Here is an 18,670-nt window from a genome sequence, read left to right on the forward strand (position 1 = left end):
TGTATGTCATGCCGAACAGCACCAGGGGTAGGTCGTAGCGAGGGTCTTCTTGTCATGGATGACAAAAGTAGCGCCCAGGATTGGGTTTACAGTGCCTCGCGCAGATCTACCTCTGGGGCAACTGAGCATCGGCATCCTTTAGCCCGATCAATCGGCCTCCCACTGCTTATATATAGCCAGTGCTAGAGTGGGAGGCAGCTTTAGCTCGCGACCGAGGCTGGCGCTGTTTCAGTTCAAATTGAGCCTTAAGGCGTACTCTGCTATTCTGTCGTCCCATCCTGGTGTGGCTTTCTGTTACGCCTTTTGATCACGTTTCGACAGGTTTTCCATGACACGATATATCTTCGTGACCGGCGGCGTTGTGTCCTCTCTTGGCAAGGGCATCGCGTCGGCCTCGCTGGCGGCGATTCTAGAGGCCCGCGGCCTTAAGGTCACCATGCTCAAGCTCGACCCGTACATCAACGTGGACCCGGGCACCATGAGTCCTTTCCAGCACGGCGAGGTGTTCGTCACCGAGGATGGCGCCGAGACGGACTTGGACTTAGGTCACTACGAGCGCTTTATTCGCACCAAAATGACCCAGGGCAACAACTTCACCACAGGCCGTGTGTACGAACACGTGCTGCGTAAAGAGCGCCGTGGCGATTACCTGGGTGGCACTGTGCAGGTCATTCCGCACATTACCGATGAGATCAAGCAGCGCGTCTACGCCGGAGGCGAAGGCTTCGACGTGGCGCTGGTGGAGATCGGCGGTACGGTCGGCGATATCGAATCGCTGCCGTTCCTAGAATCCATTCGTCAGATCCGCAGCGAGCTGGGCGCCAGCCGCGCCATTTACATGCACCTGACTCTGGTGCCGTACATCAAGACCGCTGGCGAAACCAAAACCAAGCCGACGCAGCACAGCGTCAAAGAGCTGCGCTCTATCGGTATCCAGCCGGATATCCTGATTTGCCGCAGCGAAGTGGAGCTCGAAGAGAGCGAGCGTCGCAAGATTGCCTTGTTCACCAATGTAGAAGAGCGTGCGGTGGTGCCGCTGCAAGATGCCGACACCATCTACCGCATTCCGCTGATGCTGCACGAGCACGGCCTCGACGATATCGTCTGCGACAAGCTGCGTCTGGAAGCAGCACCTGCGGACCTGTCGGAGTGGGTCAAGGTACTCGATGCCAAGCTCAACCCGCTGAAGTCCGTCAGCATCGCCATGGTCGGCAAGTACATGGAGCTGCTGGATGCGTATAAGTCGCTGAACGAAGCGCTGATCCACGCAGGTATTCAGGGCCGCATCAAGGTCAACGTCGACTACATCGACTCTGAAGACATCGAGCGTCACGGCACCGAGCGTCTGGCAGGTAAAGACGCCATTCTGGTGCCCGGCGGTTTTGGCGAGCGCGGCGTGGAAGGCAAGATCCTGACCGCCCAGTTTGCCCGTGAAAACAACATCCCTTACCTGGGTATCTGTCTAGGCATGCAGGTAGCGGTGATCGAGTTCGCTCGCAACGTGGCTGGCTGGAAAGACGCCAACTCCACCGAGTTTACCCACGATACCAAGCACCCGGTGGTGGGGTTGATCACCGAGTGGATCAATGCCGAAGGCAAGATCGAGCTGCGCGACGCGGCCTCCGACCTGGGCGGCACCATGCGTTTGGGCGGCCAAGTGTGCCATCTGGCAGCCGGTAGCAAAGCCCGCGAAGCGTACGGTGCCGACGAAATCGTTGAGCGTCATCGCCACCGCTTCGAGGTTAACAACCAGTTCATCGATGATCTGGAAGCCGCAGGTCTGGTGATTTCGGGCAAGAGCGTCGACCAGTCGCTGGTCGAAGTCGTCGAGCTGGCGGACCACCCTTGGTACGTGGCGTGTCAGTTCCACCCGGAGTTCACGTCGACGCCTCGCGACGGTCATCCGCTCTTCTCTGGCTTCGTCAATGCCGCGCTAGAGCATAAAACGGCACGTACCCGTGCCCACGCCGCACCTCAGGAATAAAGGGGGAAGCATGTCTTCTCAGTCCCAATTCCCAGAGCATCACATCAACGTTGCCGGCTTAACCGCCGGCAATTCTTTGCCGCTTATGCTGTTAGGCGGCATGAACGTGCTGGAGTCGGCGGAGCTGGCCGATGAAGTCGCGCAGGCCTACGTGAATGTGACGCAAAAGCTGGGTATGCCTTATGTGTTCAAGGCCAGTTTCGATAAAGCGAATCGCAGCTCGATCCACTCCTATCGTGGTCCTGGATTGGAAAAAGGCCTGCAAATTCTGGCCGATATCAAGGCGCGCTACAACGTACCCATCATTACCGATGTGCACGAGCCGTGGCAGGCAGCGCCTGCTGCTGAAGTCGCCGATATTATCCAACTGCCGGCCTTTTTGGCGCGCCAAACCGATCTCGTGGTGGCGATGGCGAAAACCGGTGCGGCGATCAATATCAAGAAGCCGCAGTTTTTGGCCCCCCATGAAATGCGCCATATCCTCACCAAGTTTCAGGAAGCGGGCAACGACCGCCTGATGCTGTGCGAGCGGGGCACCAGTTTTGGCTACAACAACCTCGTCGTGGATATGCTGGGCTTTGGTGACATGAAGCAGACCGGCTACCCGGTGTTCTTCGATGTGACCCACGCCTTGCAGCGCCCCGGTGGCCGTGCGGACAGCGCCGATGGCCGCCGTGCTCAGGTCGCCGAGCTTGCTCGTGCGGGCGTTGCGGTGGGCTTGGCCGGACTGTTTTTGGAAGCTCATCCAGACCCCGATAACGCCAAGTGCGACGGCCCCTGCGCGCTGCCGCTGGACCAGCTTGAGCCGTTCTTGACGCAGCTGTCGCAATTAGACGCGCTGGTAAAAGGCTTCGAGCCCTTGACCATCCGTTAATCGCGGCGGCAATCCGTGGTATACATTGGACCTCTCATCGATTAGACCGACAACCAAAGGACACTGTCATGACCAAAATTGTTGAAATCAGTGCGCTGGAAGTGCTCGATTCGCGCGGCAATCCGACCGTTCAGGCCACCGTACGTTTGGAAAGCGGTGCCGTCGGCGTTGCCTGTGCCCCCAGCGGTGCCTCCACGGGCTCCCGCGAAGCGCTCGAGCTGCGCGATGGCGACAAGGCACGCTACCTCGGCAAAGGCGTTTTGAAAGCCGTCGAGGCCGTGAATGGCAAGATCCGCGATGCGTTGTTGGGAATGGATGCGCGGGACCAGCGGGGCTTGGACGACGCCATGCTGGCGCTGGACGGCACGGATAACAAAGCCACCCTCGGTGCCAATGCGATTCTGGCGGTATCTCTGGCGGCGGCGAAAGCGGCGGCAAATGCCAAGGGCGTGCCGCTGTATGCGCATATCGCCGAGCTATACGGCCAGCCCGGCCAGTACAGCATGCCGGTGCCGATGATGAACATTCTGAACGGCGGCGAGCACGCGGATAACAACGTGGACATCCAGGAGTTCATGGTACAGCCAGTCGGCGCTGCGAACTTCCGTGAAGGTCTGCGTATGGGCGCGGAGATTTTCCACGCGCTGAAAAAAGTGCTCTCCGCCAAAGGCCTCTCGACGTCGGTGGGCGATGAAGGTGGCTTTGCGCCGAACTTGGCGTCCAACGCCGACGCGCTGGCGGTCATCAAGCAAGCCGTTGCCGATGCGGGTTACACCTTGGGCAGCGACGTCACGCTGGCGCTGGACTGTGCCTCATCCGAGTTCTACAAAGACGGCCAGTACAACCTCTCTGGCGAAGGCAAGAGCTACGACGCCGAAGGTTTTGCGGACTACCTGGCGGGCCTGTGTGCCGACTATCCGATCGTCTCGATCGAAGACGGCATGGACGAGTCCGACTGGGCTGGTTGGAAGGCGCTGACCGACAAGCTGGGCGATAAAGTGCAGCTGGTGGGGGACGACCTGTTCGTGACCAACACTAAGATCCTCAAGCGCGGTATCGATGAGCAGATCGGTAACTCCATCCTGATCAAGTTCAACCAAATCGGCTCGCTGTCTGAAACCCTGGATGCGATCAAAATGGCCCAGGATGCAGGCTTCACGGCGGTCATCTCCCACCGCAGTGGCGAAACCGAAGACACCACCATTGCCGATCTGGCCGTGGGCACCTGCGCGGGTCAAATCAAGACCGGCTCACTGTGCCGCTCTGACCGTGTCGCGAAGTACAACCGCTTGCTGGTGATCGAAGCCGAGCTTGGCGATGTGAGCTACCCCGGTTTGAAAGCGATTAAAGGTCAGTAAGCGGAAAAATAGCCTCCGCGTGTAAGAGATCTCTCAAAAATTTGTAAGAGATCTCTTACAAATGCCGACGACATTCGCTCGGAACCATGTAAGAAAAAGCGAATTTTTTCACTAATCTTAATTTAAGTTGTTGATATTTAAGATTTTAGTGAGAGAGGGGCGAGCCGGTAAGGCTCGCCTTTTGCGTTTTGGGCTTGGTTGAGAAGTTAGCCGCTTCTGCCACAATGATCTCAGGACAAGGGGAGGCAAGGATGCTTCAGGCAGGATGCAACGGGATGCAGGTAGGTGCGCCGGGTGACACAGTGATGTGAGTCCTGGCAAGGACGTCACCTGAGGAGGTTGACACAGGGAGTGGTCAGAGGAAGTGCTTGGAGCGGGCGGCCTACGGGCCGCCTTTTTTTATGCCCGCCATTTACGCAGCGCTGAAGCGCTGTTCATCCGCTCACAAAAAAACCAGCGCGTACGCTGGTTTTTTGCGGCGTGTCGACACGCAGCGCTTAGCGCTCGAGTTTTTCCAGCTTGCCGGTTTTGCCGTCCCACTCTTCGGCATCGGGGAGCGGGTCTTTCTTCTCGGCAATATTGGGCCACACCTCGGCCAGCTCCGCGTTGATCTCGATGAACTGCTCCTGACCATCGGGCAGCTCGTCCTCGGAGAATATCGCCTCAGCCGGACACTCTGGTTCACACAGCGCGCAGTCGATGCACTCGTCTGGGTGAATGACCAGGAAGTTGGGGCCTTCGTAGAAACAGTCGACCGGGCACACTTCCACACAGTCGGTGTATTTGCATTGGATGCAGTTCTCGGTAACGACAAACGTCATCTTGCTATCCCTCTTGCGAGACCGAGAAGTCTCCCGGTCGTGGTCAATCGTGAATGGTTATAAATCAGCGGTTTTTTATAAGATAAAAAAGTATGGCCGACATTCTAGTGGTGCCCATACCCGGCGGCAAGCGCTCACGCTCATCTGTTGATGCGATTACTGCCGCTCATTATATCCATTGTCTATAGCAGCTCTCGCCACTGATACAACAGGGCCAGCGCTTCCCGAGGCGACAAGTCGTCGATATCCGCCTTGCCGAGCGCTTCCACCACCGGGTGTGGGGCGCTGGCGAACAGGTCGTTTTGCTGCGGTATCGACGGGCTCGCCGCCGGTCGCTGCTGTTCGTCGACATCCCGCTGTTCGAGCATCATCAGCTTTTCCCGAGCGCGGCGAATCACCGGATTAGGCACACCGGCGAGCTGGGCGACCTGCAAGCCATAGCTCTGACTGGCAGGACCCGCCTCGATACGGTGCATGAACACGATACCATCGCCGTGCTCTGTCGCTGTCAGATGAATATTGGCGACGCCCTCCGCCTGCTCAGGCAGCGCCGTCATTTCAAAATAGTGCGTGGCAAACAGCGTGAGCGCCCGCGCGTTGGCGAGATGCTCAGCGCTTGCCCAGGCCAAGGAGAGCCCGTCGAAGGTGCTGGTGCCGCGGCCAATCTCATCCATCAGCACCAGGCTATGCTCGGTGGCATTATGCAGGATATTGGCGGTTTCGGTCATTTCCACCATGAAGGTCGAGCGTCCGCCGGCGAGGTCATCCGACGAGCCAATTCGGGTAAATATACGGTCGACCGGGCCGATCTCGGCGGCATCGGCGGGCACGAAGCTGCCGCTATGGGCGAGTAGCGCAATCAACGCCGTCTGGCGCATGTAGGTCGATTTACCGCCCATGTTGGGGCCGGTAATGATCAGCATGTGCTGCTGCGGGGTTAGCCGCACGTCGTTGGGCACGAACGGTTTGTCGCTGACCTGCTCCACGACCGGGTGGCGCCCGGCAGTAATGGTGATGCCGGTGGCCTCCACCAATCGAGGGCGCACCCAGTTGAGGGCGTCGGCGCGCTCGGCGAAGGCGCACAGCACGTCTAGCTCTGCGAGTGCACGAGAGGTGCTTTGTAGCTCGTGCAATTGGGCGTTGAGATCAGCCAGGAGCTGATCGTAAAGCCATTTTTCCCGAGTGAGCGCCCGCGACTTGGCGGAAAGTGCCTTGTCCTCAAACTCTTTCAGCTCGGGAATGATGAAGCGCTCGGCGTTTTTCAGCGTTTGACGACGGATGTAGTCGGCGGGCGCATGCTGCGCCTGGGCGCGAGGGAGCTCGATGAAGTAGCCGTGTACCCGGTTATAGCCCACTTTGAGGTTGGCGAGTCCGGTGCGCTCGCGCTCTCTCCTTTCCAGTTGTACGAGGTAGTCGCCAGCGTTTTCGGCCATACCGCGGTGCTCGTCCAGCTCGGCATCGAAGCCGTCGGCAATCACACCGCCATCCCGAATCACGACGGGCGGGTTGTCGACCAGCGCGCGCGCTAGCGTATCGGCCAGCTCGGGGTAGGGGCGAATGTGTGGCTTGAGGCTATCCAGGGCGCTGCCGCTGTCGATATCGATCAGCAGTGCTTCCAGCGTGGGCAGCGTGGCGAGCGCATCTCTCAGACGTGCGAGATCGCGTGGGCGCGCGCTGTAAAGAGCCACGCGGGCGAGTATGCGTTCCACGTCCCCCACGTCGTTCAACGTCTCCCGCAGGCTCATGTAAGCGGCATCAATGGAGAGCAGGGCAACGCCGGCTTGGCGGCCCTCGACGATCTCTCGCTGGCGCAGCGGGCGGTTCAGCCAGCGCTTTAAAAGCCGCGACCCCATGGCGGTGGTGCAGGTATCGAGCACGCTGGCCAGGGTGTTATCGCTGGTACCCCCTAGATTGATGTCGATCTCCAGGTTACGGCGGCTGGCGGCGTCGATCACCACGGCATCATCGCGGTTCTCTACGCTGATGGCGGTCACATGGGGCAGGCGCGAGCGCTGGGTATCGCGGGCGTAGTCGATCAGGACACCGGCCGCGATCAGCGCCGTGGAGAGGTGCGCGCAGCCAAAGCCACGCAGGTCACTGACTTCAAACTGGTCGCATAGGCTGCGGGTGGCGCTCTCCAGATCGAATAGCCACTCCCCCTGGCGGCGTAGGCTGCGCTGTTGCGACCACGCATCAGGCAAGGTCAGACTCTCCGGCACCAGCAGCTCAGCGGGAGAGAGACGAGTAAGCTCGGCGAGCATTTCCGCTTCGCTCTCGACTTCCAGTACGTTGAAACGACCGCTGGAGAGCTCCAGCCACGCCAATCCCCAGCCTGCTTTGCCAGGGGCAACGGCCACCAGGACGTTATCTCGCCGAGCATCGAGCAGGGCTTCATCGTGCAGCGTACCGGGCGTCACGATACGCACGACCTTGCGCTCTACGGGCCCCTTGCTGGTGGCCGGGTCGCCGATTTGCTCGCAAATCGCTACCGACTCCCCGCCGGCCACCAAGCGTGCCAAATACCCCTCGGCGCTATGGTAGGGCACGCCAGCCATGGGGATGGGCTTGCCTCCAGATTGGCCGCGTTGCGTCAGCGTAATATCCAGCAGAGCGGCGGCGCGTTTTGCGTCGTCGAAAAATAGCTCGTAAAAATCCCCCATGCGGTAAAACAGCAGTACCTCGGGGTGCTCGCGCTTGATGTTAAGGTATTGCGCCATCATTGGCGTATGGGCGGGGCTGGCCTGTGACATGGGCGTCCTGATTGAGCGTGGCGCAAGCATTGAGCTTACGGCATGTTCGTTGGGCAATTTCGTTGAGAAAGCTAAACGCAGTATTCTACGCTACCCTAAGGTCTTACATGAAGGAGTCACCATGCCCCCCAGCGTTTCTAGTCTCAAGAATCTCGATTTATCGCTGCTTGCCCAGCGGCTGGGTCGGCAATGCCTTCAGCTAGGCGTGGAAGTGACCACGGCAGAATCCTGCACGGGCGGTGGCATTTCCAGCGCCATTACCTCGGTGGCCGGAAGCTCGGCCTATTTTACGGCGGGCTACGTTACGTACTCCAACGCCGCGAAAACACGTCTGTTAGGCGTGGAGGCGGCCACTCTCGCTGACCACGGCGCGGTCAGCGAACCTGTGGTGAAGCGCATGGTCGCCGGTGCCTGCCGCGAGAGCGGTGCCGATGTGGCCGTCGCGGTGAGCGGGGTGGCAGGGCCCGATGGCGGCAGTGATGACAAGCCGGTAGGTACCGTGTGGATCGCTTGGGGCGGTGCCGAACAGCAAGAGGCCGAGCGCTTCCTTTTTCCTGGCGATCGCCAAGCGGTGCGTGAGCAGGCGGTGCGTGAAGCCCTGGCGGGGCTGGTCGCTCGGTTGAGCGCCCAGGCGCAGAAGAAATAATCGTTAAAGTTGCCGTCGAGGATTTGTTTAGTCGCTAATCTTTGGCATACTACTGGCTAATTATACAGCTTGTTATGAGGAATCTCTGCATGGCTCAGGAAGACAACCGCACAAAAGCGCTTAATGCCGCACTCAGCCAAATTGACCGTCAGTTTGGCAAAGGAACCGTTATGCGCCTCGGCGATGCGCCTCGCGTCGTTATGCCGTCTGTCTCCACTGGTTCTTTAGGGCTGGATATTGCCCTGGGCATTGGTGGTTTGCCGTTTGGTCGCGTCGTCGAAATCTTTGGTCCTGAGTCGTCGGGTAAAACGACCCTGACACTGTCGGTCATTGCCCAGGCGCAAAAGCAGGGCAAAGTGTGCGCTTTCGTCGATGCCGAGCACGCGCTGGACCCCAGCTACGCTGAGAAATTAGGCGTGAACCTGGATGACCTACTGGTCTCCCAGCCAGATACCGGTGAGCAGGCGCTGGAAATTACCGACATGCTGGTACGTTCAGGTGGTGTGGATGTGATCATCATCGACTCCGTTGCCGCTTTGACGCCACGTGCAGAAATCGAAGGCGAAATGGGCGATTCCCACGTGGGCCTTCAGGCGCGCTTGATGTCCCAGGCGCTGCGCAAAATCACCGGTAACATCAAAAACGCCAACTGTTTAGTGGTCTTCATCAACCAGATTCGTATGAAAATCGGCGTGATGTTCGGCAGCCCCGAGACCACCACTGGCGGTAATGCGCTGAAGTTCTACTCCAGCGTGCGCTTGGACATTCGCCGCACTGGTTCGGTGAAGTCGGGCGACGAAGTCACCGGCAACGAAACCCGCGTGAAAGTGGTGAAGAATAAGGTGGCACCGCCGTTCCGGCAGGCCGAATTCCAAATCCTGTACGGCAAAGGCATTTACCACGCGGGCGAGGTCATCGATCTTGGCGTGCAGTGCAACTTGGTCGATAAAGCCGGCGCTTGGTACAGCTATAAAGGTAACAAGATCGGTCAGGGTAAAGCCAATGCGGCCCAGTACCTGGAGGAGCATCCCGAGATCATGAACGAGATCGAGACTCAGATCCGTGAACAGCTCCTGGCCAAGGCCGAACCGAAGAAAGAAGACGCGCCTGCCGCAGACGTGGCCGCCGATGGCGATGACGATCTGCTCTAAGCGGCCATTCCCGTTGGCGTGGAAAAGAGGAGGGCGCCATGTTCTCCTCTAATGCAGACGCCTCGCCACGGGACGTCGCCATTCAATTGCTGGCTCGGCGCGAGTATTCCCGCGCCGAGCTGGCGCGTAAGCTGCAGCAAAAATCTTTCGATGGTGATGAGATCGACGCCTGCCTCGATGCCCTGGCCGAACAGGCGCTCCAGTCAGACGCGCGATTCGCCGAGAGCTTCGTCCGTTCGCGGATTGCCCGGGGGCAGGGCGTGATTCGTATCAAAGGCGAGTTGCGCCAACGGGGCGTGGATCAAGAAACGCTCTCTGAGGCGTTGGCAGCCGTTGAGGAGCGTGAGGCCATCGACTGGTTTGAACTTGCTAAAGAAACGCTGGCAAGACGCTATGACTCCCCAGGTGAAACACCTAAAGAGCGCGCCAAACGCGAGCGCTTTTTAGCAACACGCGGCTTTGATTTCGAGCAAATTCGCTACGCGCTCTCCTGCTTGTAATTCCCTCTGGGTATTTTACGCCCCTCCTAAGTAGTGGTTTCTACCGATACGTTCCGCCCTATGATAATGCCCACTTCTCCCTCGTTGCCGCAGTCTGTTTGGCTTCTGCCACTAACTGCGGCTTTAGTCGTTTGACAACTGCGTTATAATAGACCCTTTGCGACCCCAGCGGGTGGCGGCGACAGCGCCCTGGGGCATCACGCTTTCTTGTTACGGATACCCTATGAAAAGCGCAGAGATCAGACAGGCCTTCTTATCGTTTTTTGAAGAGCACGGCCATACGGCAGTGCCGTCTAGCTCGCTGGTGCCGGGCAACGACCCGACGCTGCTGTTCACCAACGCGGGCATGGTGCCTTTCAAAGATGTATTCCTGGGCCGTGACCCACGCCCCTACGTGCGCGCTACGTCTGCTCAGCGCTGTGTGCGTGCCGGTGGCAAGCACAATGATTTGGACAACGTAGGTTACACTGCGCGCCACCACACCTTCTTCGAGATGCTGGGCAACTTTAGCTTTGGCGATTACTTCAAGCGCGACGCCATTCGCTTTGCCTGGACGTTTCTGACCGAGACTCTGGGGCTGCCCAAGGAAAAACTCTGGGTCACGGTGCACATCAGCGATGATGAAGCCGAGCGCATCTGGAAAGAGGAGATCGGCATCGACCCGGAGCGTTTCTCTAAGCTGGATGAAGATAACTTCTGGCAGATGGGCGACACCGGCCCCTGCGGCCCCAGTTCTGAGATCTTTTTCGATCACGGCCCGGAAGTGTGGGGTGGCCCGCCCGGAAGCCCTGAAGAGGATGGCGACCGCTACATCGAAATCTGGAACCTCGTTTTCATGCAGTTTGAGCGCGATGCCCAAGGCACGCTCAACCCGCTACCCAAGCCCTCTATCGACACCGGTATGGGCTTAGAGCGCGTTGCGGCGGTAATGCAGGGTGTGCACTCTAACTACGAAATCGATCTGTTCCAGAACCTGCTGAAAGCCGCTGCCGACGCTACTGGTCACGGTGATACCTCCACTCCGTCGCTGCGCGTCATCGCCGACCATATTCGCTCCTGTGCATTCTTAATTGCCGACGGCGTACTGCCCTCCAATGAAGGCCGCGGCTACGTGCTGCGTCGGATTATTCGTCGGGCGATTCGCCACGGCCATAAGCTGGGCGCTTCCGAACCGTTCTTCCACAAGCTGGTCTCTGCGCTCGATGCCGAAATGGGCGACGCCTATCCCGAACTGCGCGATGCCAGTGAGCAGATCGCTCGTGTACTGCTGAAAGAGGAAGAGCAGTTTGCCCGCACGTTAGATCACGGTATGGGCTTGCTCAATGCTGCTCTAGAAGAGCTTCAGGGCGACGTGCTGCCCGGCGAAACCGTGTTCAAGCTCTACGACACCTATGGCTTTCCATTCGATTTGACCGCCGACGTGTGCCGTGAGCGTGAAGTGACACTGGACGAGGCGGGCTTCCAGCGTGAGCTCGAAGCCCAGCGTGAGCGCGCCCGCGCCGCTAGCCAGTTTGGCGCGGATTACACTGCATCGATTGAGCTGGATGGCGAAACCCAGTTCACCGGCTACGAGCGGTTGGAGGATCAAGCCACCGTCACGGCGCTCGTGGATAGCGAGGGCAACGCGCTGGCGGCTCTAGAGGCGGGGCAGAAAGGCACCGTGGTGCTGGATCGCACGCCGTTCTACGGGGAGTCTGGTGGTCAGGTGGGCGACACCGGCTACTTGCACGTCGATGGCGGTCGTTTCCAGGTGACCGACACCCAGAAACAGAGCGGCCACCATCTTCATCAGGGCGTGATGGTCGAAGGAACGCTGAGCGTGGGTGCCAGCGTGCGTGGTGAAGTCGACGCCAGCCTGCGCGGTGCGACCATTCGTAACCACTCCGCGACCCACTTGCTGCACAAAGCATTGCGGATGGTGCTGGGGGATCACGTCCAGCAGAAGGGCTCGCTGGTCAACGCCGAACGTCTGCGTTTCGACTTTAGCCACTTCGAGCCGATGACCGCCGAGCAGCTTGCTGAGGTCGAGCGCATCGTTAATGAACAGATTCTGGCCAACGCGCCGACGAAAATCGAGCAGATGAGCCTCGCGGACGCCAAGGCCAAAGGCGCGGCGGCGCTGTTCGAAGCCAAGTACGCTGATAACGTGCGCGTGTTGACCATCGGTGCCGATGACTTCTCCATCGAGCTTTGCGGCGGCACCCACGTCAACCGCAGTGGCGACATTGGCTGCTGCCACGTCGTCAGCGAGGTAGGTATCGCCTCCGGTGTGCGCCGTATCGAAGCGATTACCGGTGAAAACGCCTTGGCCTACTTCCGCGAACAGGAAGCGCGCGTGCAGCGCCTGGGCGAGCGTTTGAAAACCAAGCCTGAACAGGTGGAAGCCCGTGTCGAATCACTGGTGGAGCGCAACCGCAGCTTGGAAAAAGAGCTCGAGCAGCTCAAAGCGAAGCTGGCGAGCGCGGCGGGCAGTGACATGCTCAGCCAGGTGCAGGACGTCGGCGGTGTGAAGCTGCTGGTGACCGAGCTGGAGGGCGTCTCTGGTAAAGACCTGCGCGGCGTACTGGATCAGTTGAAGAACAAGCTGGGCTCCGGCGTCATCCTGCTAGGCACGGCCGACAAAGCCGCCGGCAAAGTCAGTCTGATTGCCGGGGTGACCGCCGACTTGACCGATCGGGTCAAAGCGGGCGAACTGGTCAACCATGTGGCCTCCCAGGTAGGCGGTAAAGGGGGCGGTCGCCCCGACATGGCACAAGCGGGCGGCAGTCAGCCAGAGGCGCTGCCGGATGCGTTGAACAGCGTCCCGGCTTGGTTGGAAAACACGCTTCGCTAAATAGAGAGGCCGGTGGCATTATTTGCCATCGGCCTTTTTGCTAGTTAGGAAACTTAGCAACAACAATATTCACCCTCCATTCCCGAACGTAAAGGAAAAACGGCATATGGCACTATACGTACAGAAGTTCGGCGGCACCTCGGTGGGCTCTGTCGACCGTATCAAGGCCGTGGCGGAAAAAGTGAAAGGCTTTCGCGACCAAGGCCACCAGGTCGTGGTCGTCGTCTCCGCGATGAGCGGCGAAACGAACCGCCTCACCGATATGGCTCACGCCCTCAACGAAGACCCCGCGCCCCGTGAAATGGACATGCTGCTTTCCACCGGCGAGCAGGTCACCATTTCCCTGCTGGCCATGGCGCTGCAGCAAATTGGCGTTCCGGCAACCTCGCACACCGGTGCTCAGGTGGGAATTCTGACGGATAGCGCCTACACCAAAGCGCGTATCCAGCGCATCGAAACCGACGACCTGAAGTCTGACCTGGACGAAGGTAAGGTCGTGGTCGTGGCCGGTTTCCAGGGCGTGGACGAAGACGGCAATATTACCACGTTGGGCCGTGGCGGCTCGGACACCACCGGGGTGGCTCTGGCAGCGGCCCTTGGCGCTGATGAGTGCCAAATCTATACCGATGTGGACGGTGTTTACACCACCGACCCTCGCGTCTGCTCCAAAGCGCAGCGCCTTGAAAGCATCACCGTAGAAGAGATGCTCGAACTCGCCAGTTTGGGCTCTAAAGTGCTGCAAATTCGCGCGGTTGAATTCGCCGGTAAGTACAACGTACCGCTGCGGGTGCTGTCGAGCTTTGAAGACGGCCCGGGCACCCTGATTGTTGCTGACTCAGACCAAGACGAGGATTCTATGGAAGAACCGCTAATCTCCGGTATCGCCTTTACCAAAAACGAAGCCAAATTGACGCTGTTGAACACCCCAGACGTTCCGGGTGTGGCTTCCCGTATTTTGGGCCCGATTGCCGATGCCAACATCGAAGTCGATATGATCGTTCAGAACGTCGCACCGGCTGGCGACTACACCGATTTCACCTTCACCGTGGCGAAGGGTGACTACAAGGCCACCAAAAAGCTGTTGGAAGAGACAGTTATTCCTGACCTGGGCGGCGGCGAGCTGCGCGGTGACGATAATATTGCCAAAGTGTCACTGGTGGGCGTCGGTATGCGCTCTCATGCGGGTGTCGCCTCTAAAATGTTCCGCGTATTGGCCGATGAAAACGTCAATATCCGTATGGTCTCCACGTCCGAAATTAAAATTTCTGTCGTGATTGACGAAAAACATATGGAACTTGCTGTCAACGCCTTACACAAAGCATTTGGTCTCGATAAATCCGATATCGAATCTGAATAACAATTGTGGCCTAAACCTTCTACGCTGAAGGTACTCGCTGCCGTGTGGTGGTGAGCTTTCTTTCAACGGGAGGTTAAGGTGTCATAGGGGCCAAAGCCATTGGTGGCAGGGGGCACCATGCCGCATAATGGCGTGGTGGCCCCCGTTGGCGGACACATCCCGTTGTATAAACGTCTGAGAAGGAGATCAGCCATGCTCATCCTAACCCGCCGCGTTGGCGAAACACTGATGATCGGTGATGAAATCACCGTCACGGTGTTAGGTGTGAAAGGTAATCAAGTACGCATTGGTGTGAACGCACCGAAAGATGTCGCGGTTCACCGTGAAGAGATCTATCAGCGTATTCAGCGTGAACGTAATAGTGAAAGCGAAGCAGAGTAAATGGCCGCCTGTGTCACGCTCATTAAAGAGCGTTTAAGCGGTAATATCAGGGCGGCGCGAAAAAAATCGGAATAGGACTGGACACCAGTCATCATAATCGGTAATATTCGCGCCGTGCCGTTGAGGAGAGGTGGCCGAGTGGCTGAAGGCGCTCCCCTGCTAAGGGAGTATAGGGTTTATAGCCCTATCGAGGGTTCGAATCCCTCTCTCTCCGCCAACTGCATCATGTAGCATCGCAATTTGATATGCGCCCGTAGCTCAGCTGGATAGAGTACCTGACTACGAATCAGGTGGTCGGAGGTTCGAATCCTCCCGGGCGCGCCAAGTTGCAAAGGTAAGTATTTGATGTTACACTGTTTTCATTGTTTTACGCAGTAAGCAATGACTGAAAAGCGCCCGTAGCTCAGCTGGATAGAGTACCTGACTACGAATCAGGTGGTCGGAGGTTCGAATCCTCCCGGGCGCGCCAGATTCCAAAACCCGCTCTCATAGGAGAGCGGGTTTTCTGTTTTCTAGCCTGACTATCGTGGCTCGCGCGATAGTCTTGCGATCGTGTAAAGCGCCCCCGCATCTTTGCGGAAGGGCGCTTTTTTTTTGGCCTGTAACGCGCCAAGGGAGAGTGCCGGGTAGCGAAAGCAGTGATGCGCCTAAAAAAGCGCCTGGAGAGGCGCTTTAAATCGGCTGGGGGGGAAGGTAGGGGTGGGGCGTGCTCGACAGCCTTAGGCGGGTTCGCAGGCGTTAAGTGCGCTTGCGCTAGGGATCAGGCTACCCAAAAGTGTGTCCAGGTCGGTCAAGCGCTTCAGGCGCTGAAAATGCAGGTTGGCTTCGGCGTTGCCCTGGCGCATCTGGGCAAGCCACTGCTTTACCAGAGATACGACCACGCGGTCAGGAAGATGTTGGCGCTGTAGGGCGGCGTACTCTTGCAGTACGCTGGCGCGCATTTCCCACGTGGTGTCCGCCAAGCGTTCGCCGGTTTGCTGCCAGTGGCGAATACGAGGGGCGAGCCAGGGGTCTGCCAACGCACTGCGCCCAAGCATCACATCGCAGCAGCCTGAGAGCGTGCGGGCCTTCCAGTAATCTTCCAGGGTCCAAATGTCGCCATTGGCCACCACGGGGATAGATACGTGGTGGCGCACTTTGCCGATCCACTCCCAGTGCGCCGGTGGACGATATCCTTCGTTTCGCGTTCGCCCATGGACGACCAGGCGCGCCGCGCCGCCCGCCTCAGTGGCCTGCGCACACGCCACTGCCAAGCGACGATTGGCAAACCCCAGTCGAATCTTCGCCGTCACCGGGATGTCACCGTCTAGCGCGTCCGCGACCGCTTTCACGGCGCGATACACGCGGTCGGGCTGGCGCAGCAGTGAGGCGCCGCCGTCGTGGCGGTTGACGAGCTTGGCAGGGCAGCCAAAATTGAGATCGATACTGATTGCGCCCAGCGCCAGCGCTTGGCGCGCATTCTCGGCCAAGGCCTGAGGGTCGGAGCCCAGTAGTTGCAGATGCACCGGCACGCCGCTGGGCGTGGCGACGGGGCACTGCTGTAATTCGGGGCAGTGTTTATAAAACACACGTGGGGGGAGGCGCGTGTCGACGACGCGGACGAACTCCGTTACCGACCAGTCAAAACCGGCCTGTCGAGTGAGTAGGTCACGGGTGAGCGCATCGATGACGCCTTCCATCGGTGCGAGACCGATCTTGCCTTTATGTAGTAAATTAACAACCATGACTTCCACTATGGCGCGATTGCATTCTATTCTGGATGTGGCAGGTTAGTGTATTACCCTTATTGCGCCAAGCGCCGTTGGAGGCGTTTGGTGTGCCAATAACCCTATAAAATAAGGAGAGCACGCTATGCAAGGGTCGGAGTTGCTCCAAGAGGGGCTCGCTCTAATGGGTCTTGGTATGGGCTTTGTTTTTGTTTTTCTTACTATTTTGGTCATTAGCGTCACGCTAATGTCAAAGCTGATTGACCGCTTTCAGCCTGCCCCTGTGGCTGCGCCAGCGGGCCGAAAAAGTGGGAAAACTCCCGCCAGTCAGGGCCAAAACGACGAAGTCGTCGCAGTGATCAGTGCTGCGGTGCATCGTTATCGTTCGTCTCGCCGTCCGTAAGCGGCACGTTCCCGCGTGTCCATTTCGCTCCTGATGCAATTTTTTTGTTAAATTTACTACAAATTCATAACGCCAAACTGTGAGCCATGACCATGAATGAAATAAAACGTCCTCTGGGAATCACCGATGTGGTACTGCGCGATGCGCATCAATCTCTGTTTGCCACGCGCCTGCGCTTGGACGACATGCTGCCCATTGCCGAAAAGCTGGATAAGGTCGGCTACTGGTCGCTGGAAACCTGGGGTGGTGCCACGTTCGATGCGTGCATCCGCTACCTAGGGGAAGATCCGTGGGAACGTATTCGCGCCCTGAAAGAAGCCATGCCGAACACGCCACAGGCGATGCTGCTGCGTGGTCAGAACCTGCTGGGTTACCGTCACTACGCTGATGACGTCGTCGATAAGTTCGTCGAGCGGGCCAAAACCAATGGGGTCGACGTATTCCGTGTGTTTGATGCGATGAACGACCCGCGCAACCTGGAACGCGCCATCAAAGCGGTGCGCCAAGTCGGCGGCCATGCACAGGGCACCATTTCTTACACGGTAAGCCCGGTACATACCCTGGATAGCTGGGTCGATCTTGCGAAGACCATTGCTGCAATGGGCGCAGACTCTCTGGCTATCAAGGATATGGCGGGGCTACTCACGCCGTACACGGCGTATGATCTAGTCACGCGTCTGAAAAAAGAGCTCTCTATTCCGGTTCACCTGCACTGCCATGCGACCACAGGCTTATCGACCTCGACCATTTTGAAAGCGGTCGAAGCAGGAGTCGATAACGTCGACACCGCCATCTCCTCCATGTCGATGACCTACGGCCACAGCCCGACGGAATCGGTGGTCGCCATGCTAAAAGATACCGACCGCGACACTGGCTTGGACCTAGAGTTGCTGGAAGATATCGCTGGCTACTTCCGCGAGGTGCGTAAAAAATACGCCGCCTTCGAAGGTTCGCTGCGCGGTATCGATTCGCGCATTCTGGTGGCCCAGGTTCCCGGCGGCATGCTCACCAACATGGAGAGCCAGTTAAAAGAGCAGGGCGCTGGCGACAAGCTGGATGACGTGCTGAGTGAAATCCCCCGCGTCCGCGAAGATCTCGGTTTCATTCCGCTGGTTACCCCCACGTCACAAATCGTGGGTACCCAAGCGGTCATGAACGTCATGATGGGCGAGCGCTACAAGTCGATCTCTAAAGAGGTACAGGCGCTGCTGAAAGGTGAATACGGCTCTGCCCCAGCACCCTTCAATGCCGAATTGCAAAAGCGTGTGCTGGAAGGCGGCGAGCCAATTACCTGCCGCCCGGCAGACAACCTCTCACCTGAGATGGACAAACTCGCCGCCGAGCTGAAAGAGAAAGCCAGCGCCGATGGCATTCGCCTTGCCGACGGCGAGCGGGAAGTGGATGACGTATTGACCTATGCCCTGTTCCCGCAGATTGGTTTGAAATTCCTCAAGAACCGCGACAATAAAGACGCTTTCGAGCCTGCGCCGGAAGCACCTCGCACGGCTGCGCCGGCCAAAGCAGAAACAGCCCCTGCCGCCGCACCAAGCGCTGGCGCAGGCCCGGAAACCTATACCGTGAAGCTCAACGGCAAGGCGTACGTGGTCGAGGTGTCGGAGGGGGGCGAGATTGACAACATTCAAGAGCAGTCCGACGCCCAGCCCGAAGCCGACGCCCCGGCACCCAGCGGTGTCAGCATCGATGCGCCGCTGGCGGGTAACATCTTCAAAGTGAACGTACGGCCAGGCGAACAAGTGGCCGAAGGCGATGTCGTGATCATTCTGGAAGCCATGAAGATGGAAACCGAAGTGCGTGCCAGCAGCGCCGGTACGGTGTCGAAAGTCAACGTCAGCGAAGGCGATAGCGTGGCCGTTGGCGATGCGCTGATCGAGCTTTAAGGGCTTTT

14 protein-coding genes and 3 tRNA genes are annotated in these 18,670 nt (G+C 58.5%); 14 read left to right on the forward strand and 3 right to left on the reverse strand.

What is annotated here, in order from left to right:
- The first annotated feature begins 328 nt into the window (after positions 1-328).
- The 3 genes from AB6K10_RS06890 to eno all read left to right on the forward strand — a co-directional run bounded on the left by AB6K10_RS06890 (position 329) and on the right by eno (position 4,216).
- Positions 329-1,984, forward strand: a complete 1,656-nt coding sequence (locus AB6K10_RS06890; protein ID WP_285263945.1) for a CTP synthase — start codon at positions 329-331, stop codon at positions 1,982-1,984.
- Positions 1,985-1,994: 10 nt separating this feature from the next.
- Positions 1,995-2,858, forward strand: a complete 864-nt coding sequence (gene kdsA, locus AB6K10_RS06895; protein WP_285263946.1) for a 3-deoxy-8-phosphooctulonate synthase — start codon at positions 1,995-1,997, stop codon at positions 2,856-2,858.
- Between the two features lie 68 nt (positions 2,859-2,926).
- Positions 2,927-4,216, forward strand: coding sequence for a phosphopyruvate hydratase (gene eno, locus AB6K10_RS06900; protein WP_253016641.1), 1,290 nt, complete (start codon positions 2,927-2,929; stop codon positions 4,214-4,216).
- A gap of 497 nt (positions 4,217-4,713) precedes the next feature.
- Here the strand turns inward: eno and fdxA are convergent, their stop codons facing one another.
- Together fdxA and mutS are read right to left on the reverse strand one after the other, a co-directional pair.
- On the reverse strand, positions 4,714-5,037 hold the full coding sequence (fdxA, locus tag AB6K10_RS06905) for a ferredoxin FdxA (protein ID WP_044628866.1): 324 nt from the start codon (positions 5,035-5,037) through the stop codon (positions 4,714-4,716).
- A gap of 182 nt (positions 5,038-5,219) precedes the next feature.
- Complete coding sequence (mutS, locus tag AB6K10_RS06910) at positions 5,220-7,787, reverse strand: DNA mismatch repair protein MutS (RefSeq protein ID WP_339118272.1); 2,568 nt, start codon at positions 7,785-7,787, stop codon at positions 5,220-5,222.
- Positions 7,788-7,908: 121 nt separating this feature from the next.
- Here mutS and AB6K10_RS06915 point away from each other — a divergent pair, with 121 nt between their 5' ends.
- The 9 genes from AB6K10_RS06915 to AB6K10_RS06955 all read left to right on the forward strand — a co-directional run bounded on the left by AB6K10_RS06915 (position 7,909) and on the right by AB6K10_RS06955 (position 15,124).
- The gene (locus AB6K10_RS06915) at positions 7,909-8,433 is read left to right on the forward strand and encodes a CinA family protein (RefSeq protein ID WP_339118273.1); all 525 of its coding nucleotides are present in this window, start codon (positions 7,909-7,911) and stop codon (positions 8,431-8,433) included.
- A gap of 89 nt (positions 8,434-8,522) precedes the next feature.
- Positions 8,523-9,584, forward strand: coding sequence for a recombinase RecA (recA, locus tag AB6K10_RS06920; RefSeq protein WP_159341248.1), 1,062 nt, complete (start codon positions 8,523-8,525; stop codon positions 9,582-9,584).
- Between the two features lie 38 nt (positions 9,585-9,622).
- The gene (locus AB6K10_RS06925) at positions 9,623-10,084 is read left to right on the forward strand and encodes a regulatory protein RecX (protein WP_305947108.1); all 462 of its coding nucleotides are present in this window, start codon (positions 9,623-9,625) and stop codon (positions 10,082-10,084) included.
- 223 nt (positions 10,085-10,307) lie between these two features.
- Positions 10,308-12,917 carry an alanine--tRNA ligase gene (alaS, locus tag AB6K10_RS06930; protein WP_339118274.1) on the forward strand — a complete coding sequence of 870 codons (2,610 nt, stop codon included), beginning with the start codon at positions 10,308-10,310 and terminating at the stop codon, positions 12,915-12,917.
- Between the two features lie 106 nt (positions 12,918-13,023).
- Complete coding sequence (locus tag AB6K10_RS06935; protein ID WP_159341251.1) at positions 13,024-14,274, forward strand: aspartate kinase; 1,251 nt, start codon at positions 13,024-13,026, stop codon at positions 14,272-14,274.
- A gap of 192 nt (positions 14,275-14,466) precedes the next feature.
- Positions 14,467-14,655, forward strand: a complete 189-nt coding sequence (gene csrA, locus AB6K10_RS06940; RefSeq protein ID WP_039180068.1) for a carbon storage regulator CsrA — start codon at positions 14,467-14,469, stop codon at positions 14,653-14,655.
- 124 nt (positions 14,656-14,779) lie between these two features.
- Positions 14,780-14,872, forward strand: a tRNA-Ser gene (locus AB6K10_RS06945).
- 30 nt (positions 14,873-14,902) lie between these two features.
- Positions 14,903-14,979, forward strand: a tRNA-Arg gene (locus tag AB6K10_RS06950).
- A gap of 68 nt (positions 14,980-15,047) precedes the next feature.
- Positions 15,048-15,124 (forward strand) — tRNA-Arg (locus tag AB6K10_RS06955).
- Positions 15,125-15,374: 250 nt separating this feature from the next.
- On the opposite strand, the gene AB6K10_RS06960 is transcribed toward AB6K10_RS06955, so the two are convergent.
- Complete coding sequence (locus AB6K10_RS06960; RefSeq protein ID WP_339119602.1) at positions 15,375-16,334, reverse strand: tRNA-dihydrouridine synthase family protein; 960 nt, start codon at positions 16,332-16,334, stop codon at positions 15,375-15,377.
- A 172-nt stretch (positions 16,335-16,506) separates the two neighbouring features.
- Between AB6K10_RS06960 and AB6K10_RS06965 the strand changes: the two genes are divergently transcribed.
- Positions 16,507-16,764: an OadG family protein gene (locus tag AB6K10_RS06965; RefSeq protein ID WP_159341252.1), complete on the forward strand. Its 258-nt coding sequence runs from the start codon at positions 16,507-16,509 to the stop codon at positions 16,762-16,764.
- A gap of 92 nt (positions 16,765-16,856) precedes the next feature.
- Positions 16,857-18,662, forward strand: a complete 1,806-nt coding sequence (oadA, locus tag AB6K10_RS06970; RefSeq protein ID WP_339118275.1) for a sodium-extruding oxaloacetate decarboxylase subunit alpha — start codon at positions 16,857-16,859, stop codon at positions 18,660-18,662.
- Positions 18,663-18,670: the final 8 nt, after the last annotated feature.

This window comes from Halomonas sp. BMC6 (assembly GCF_964204995.1).
Lineage (GTDB): Bacteria > Pseudomonadota > Gammaproteobacteria > Pseudomonadales > Halomonadaceae > Vreelandella.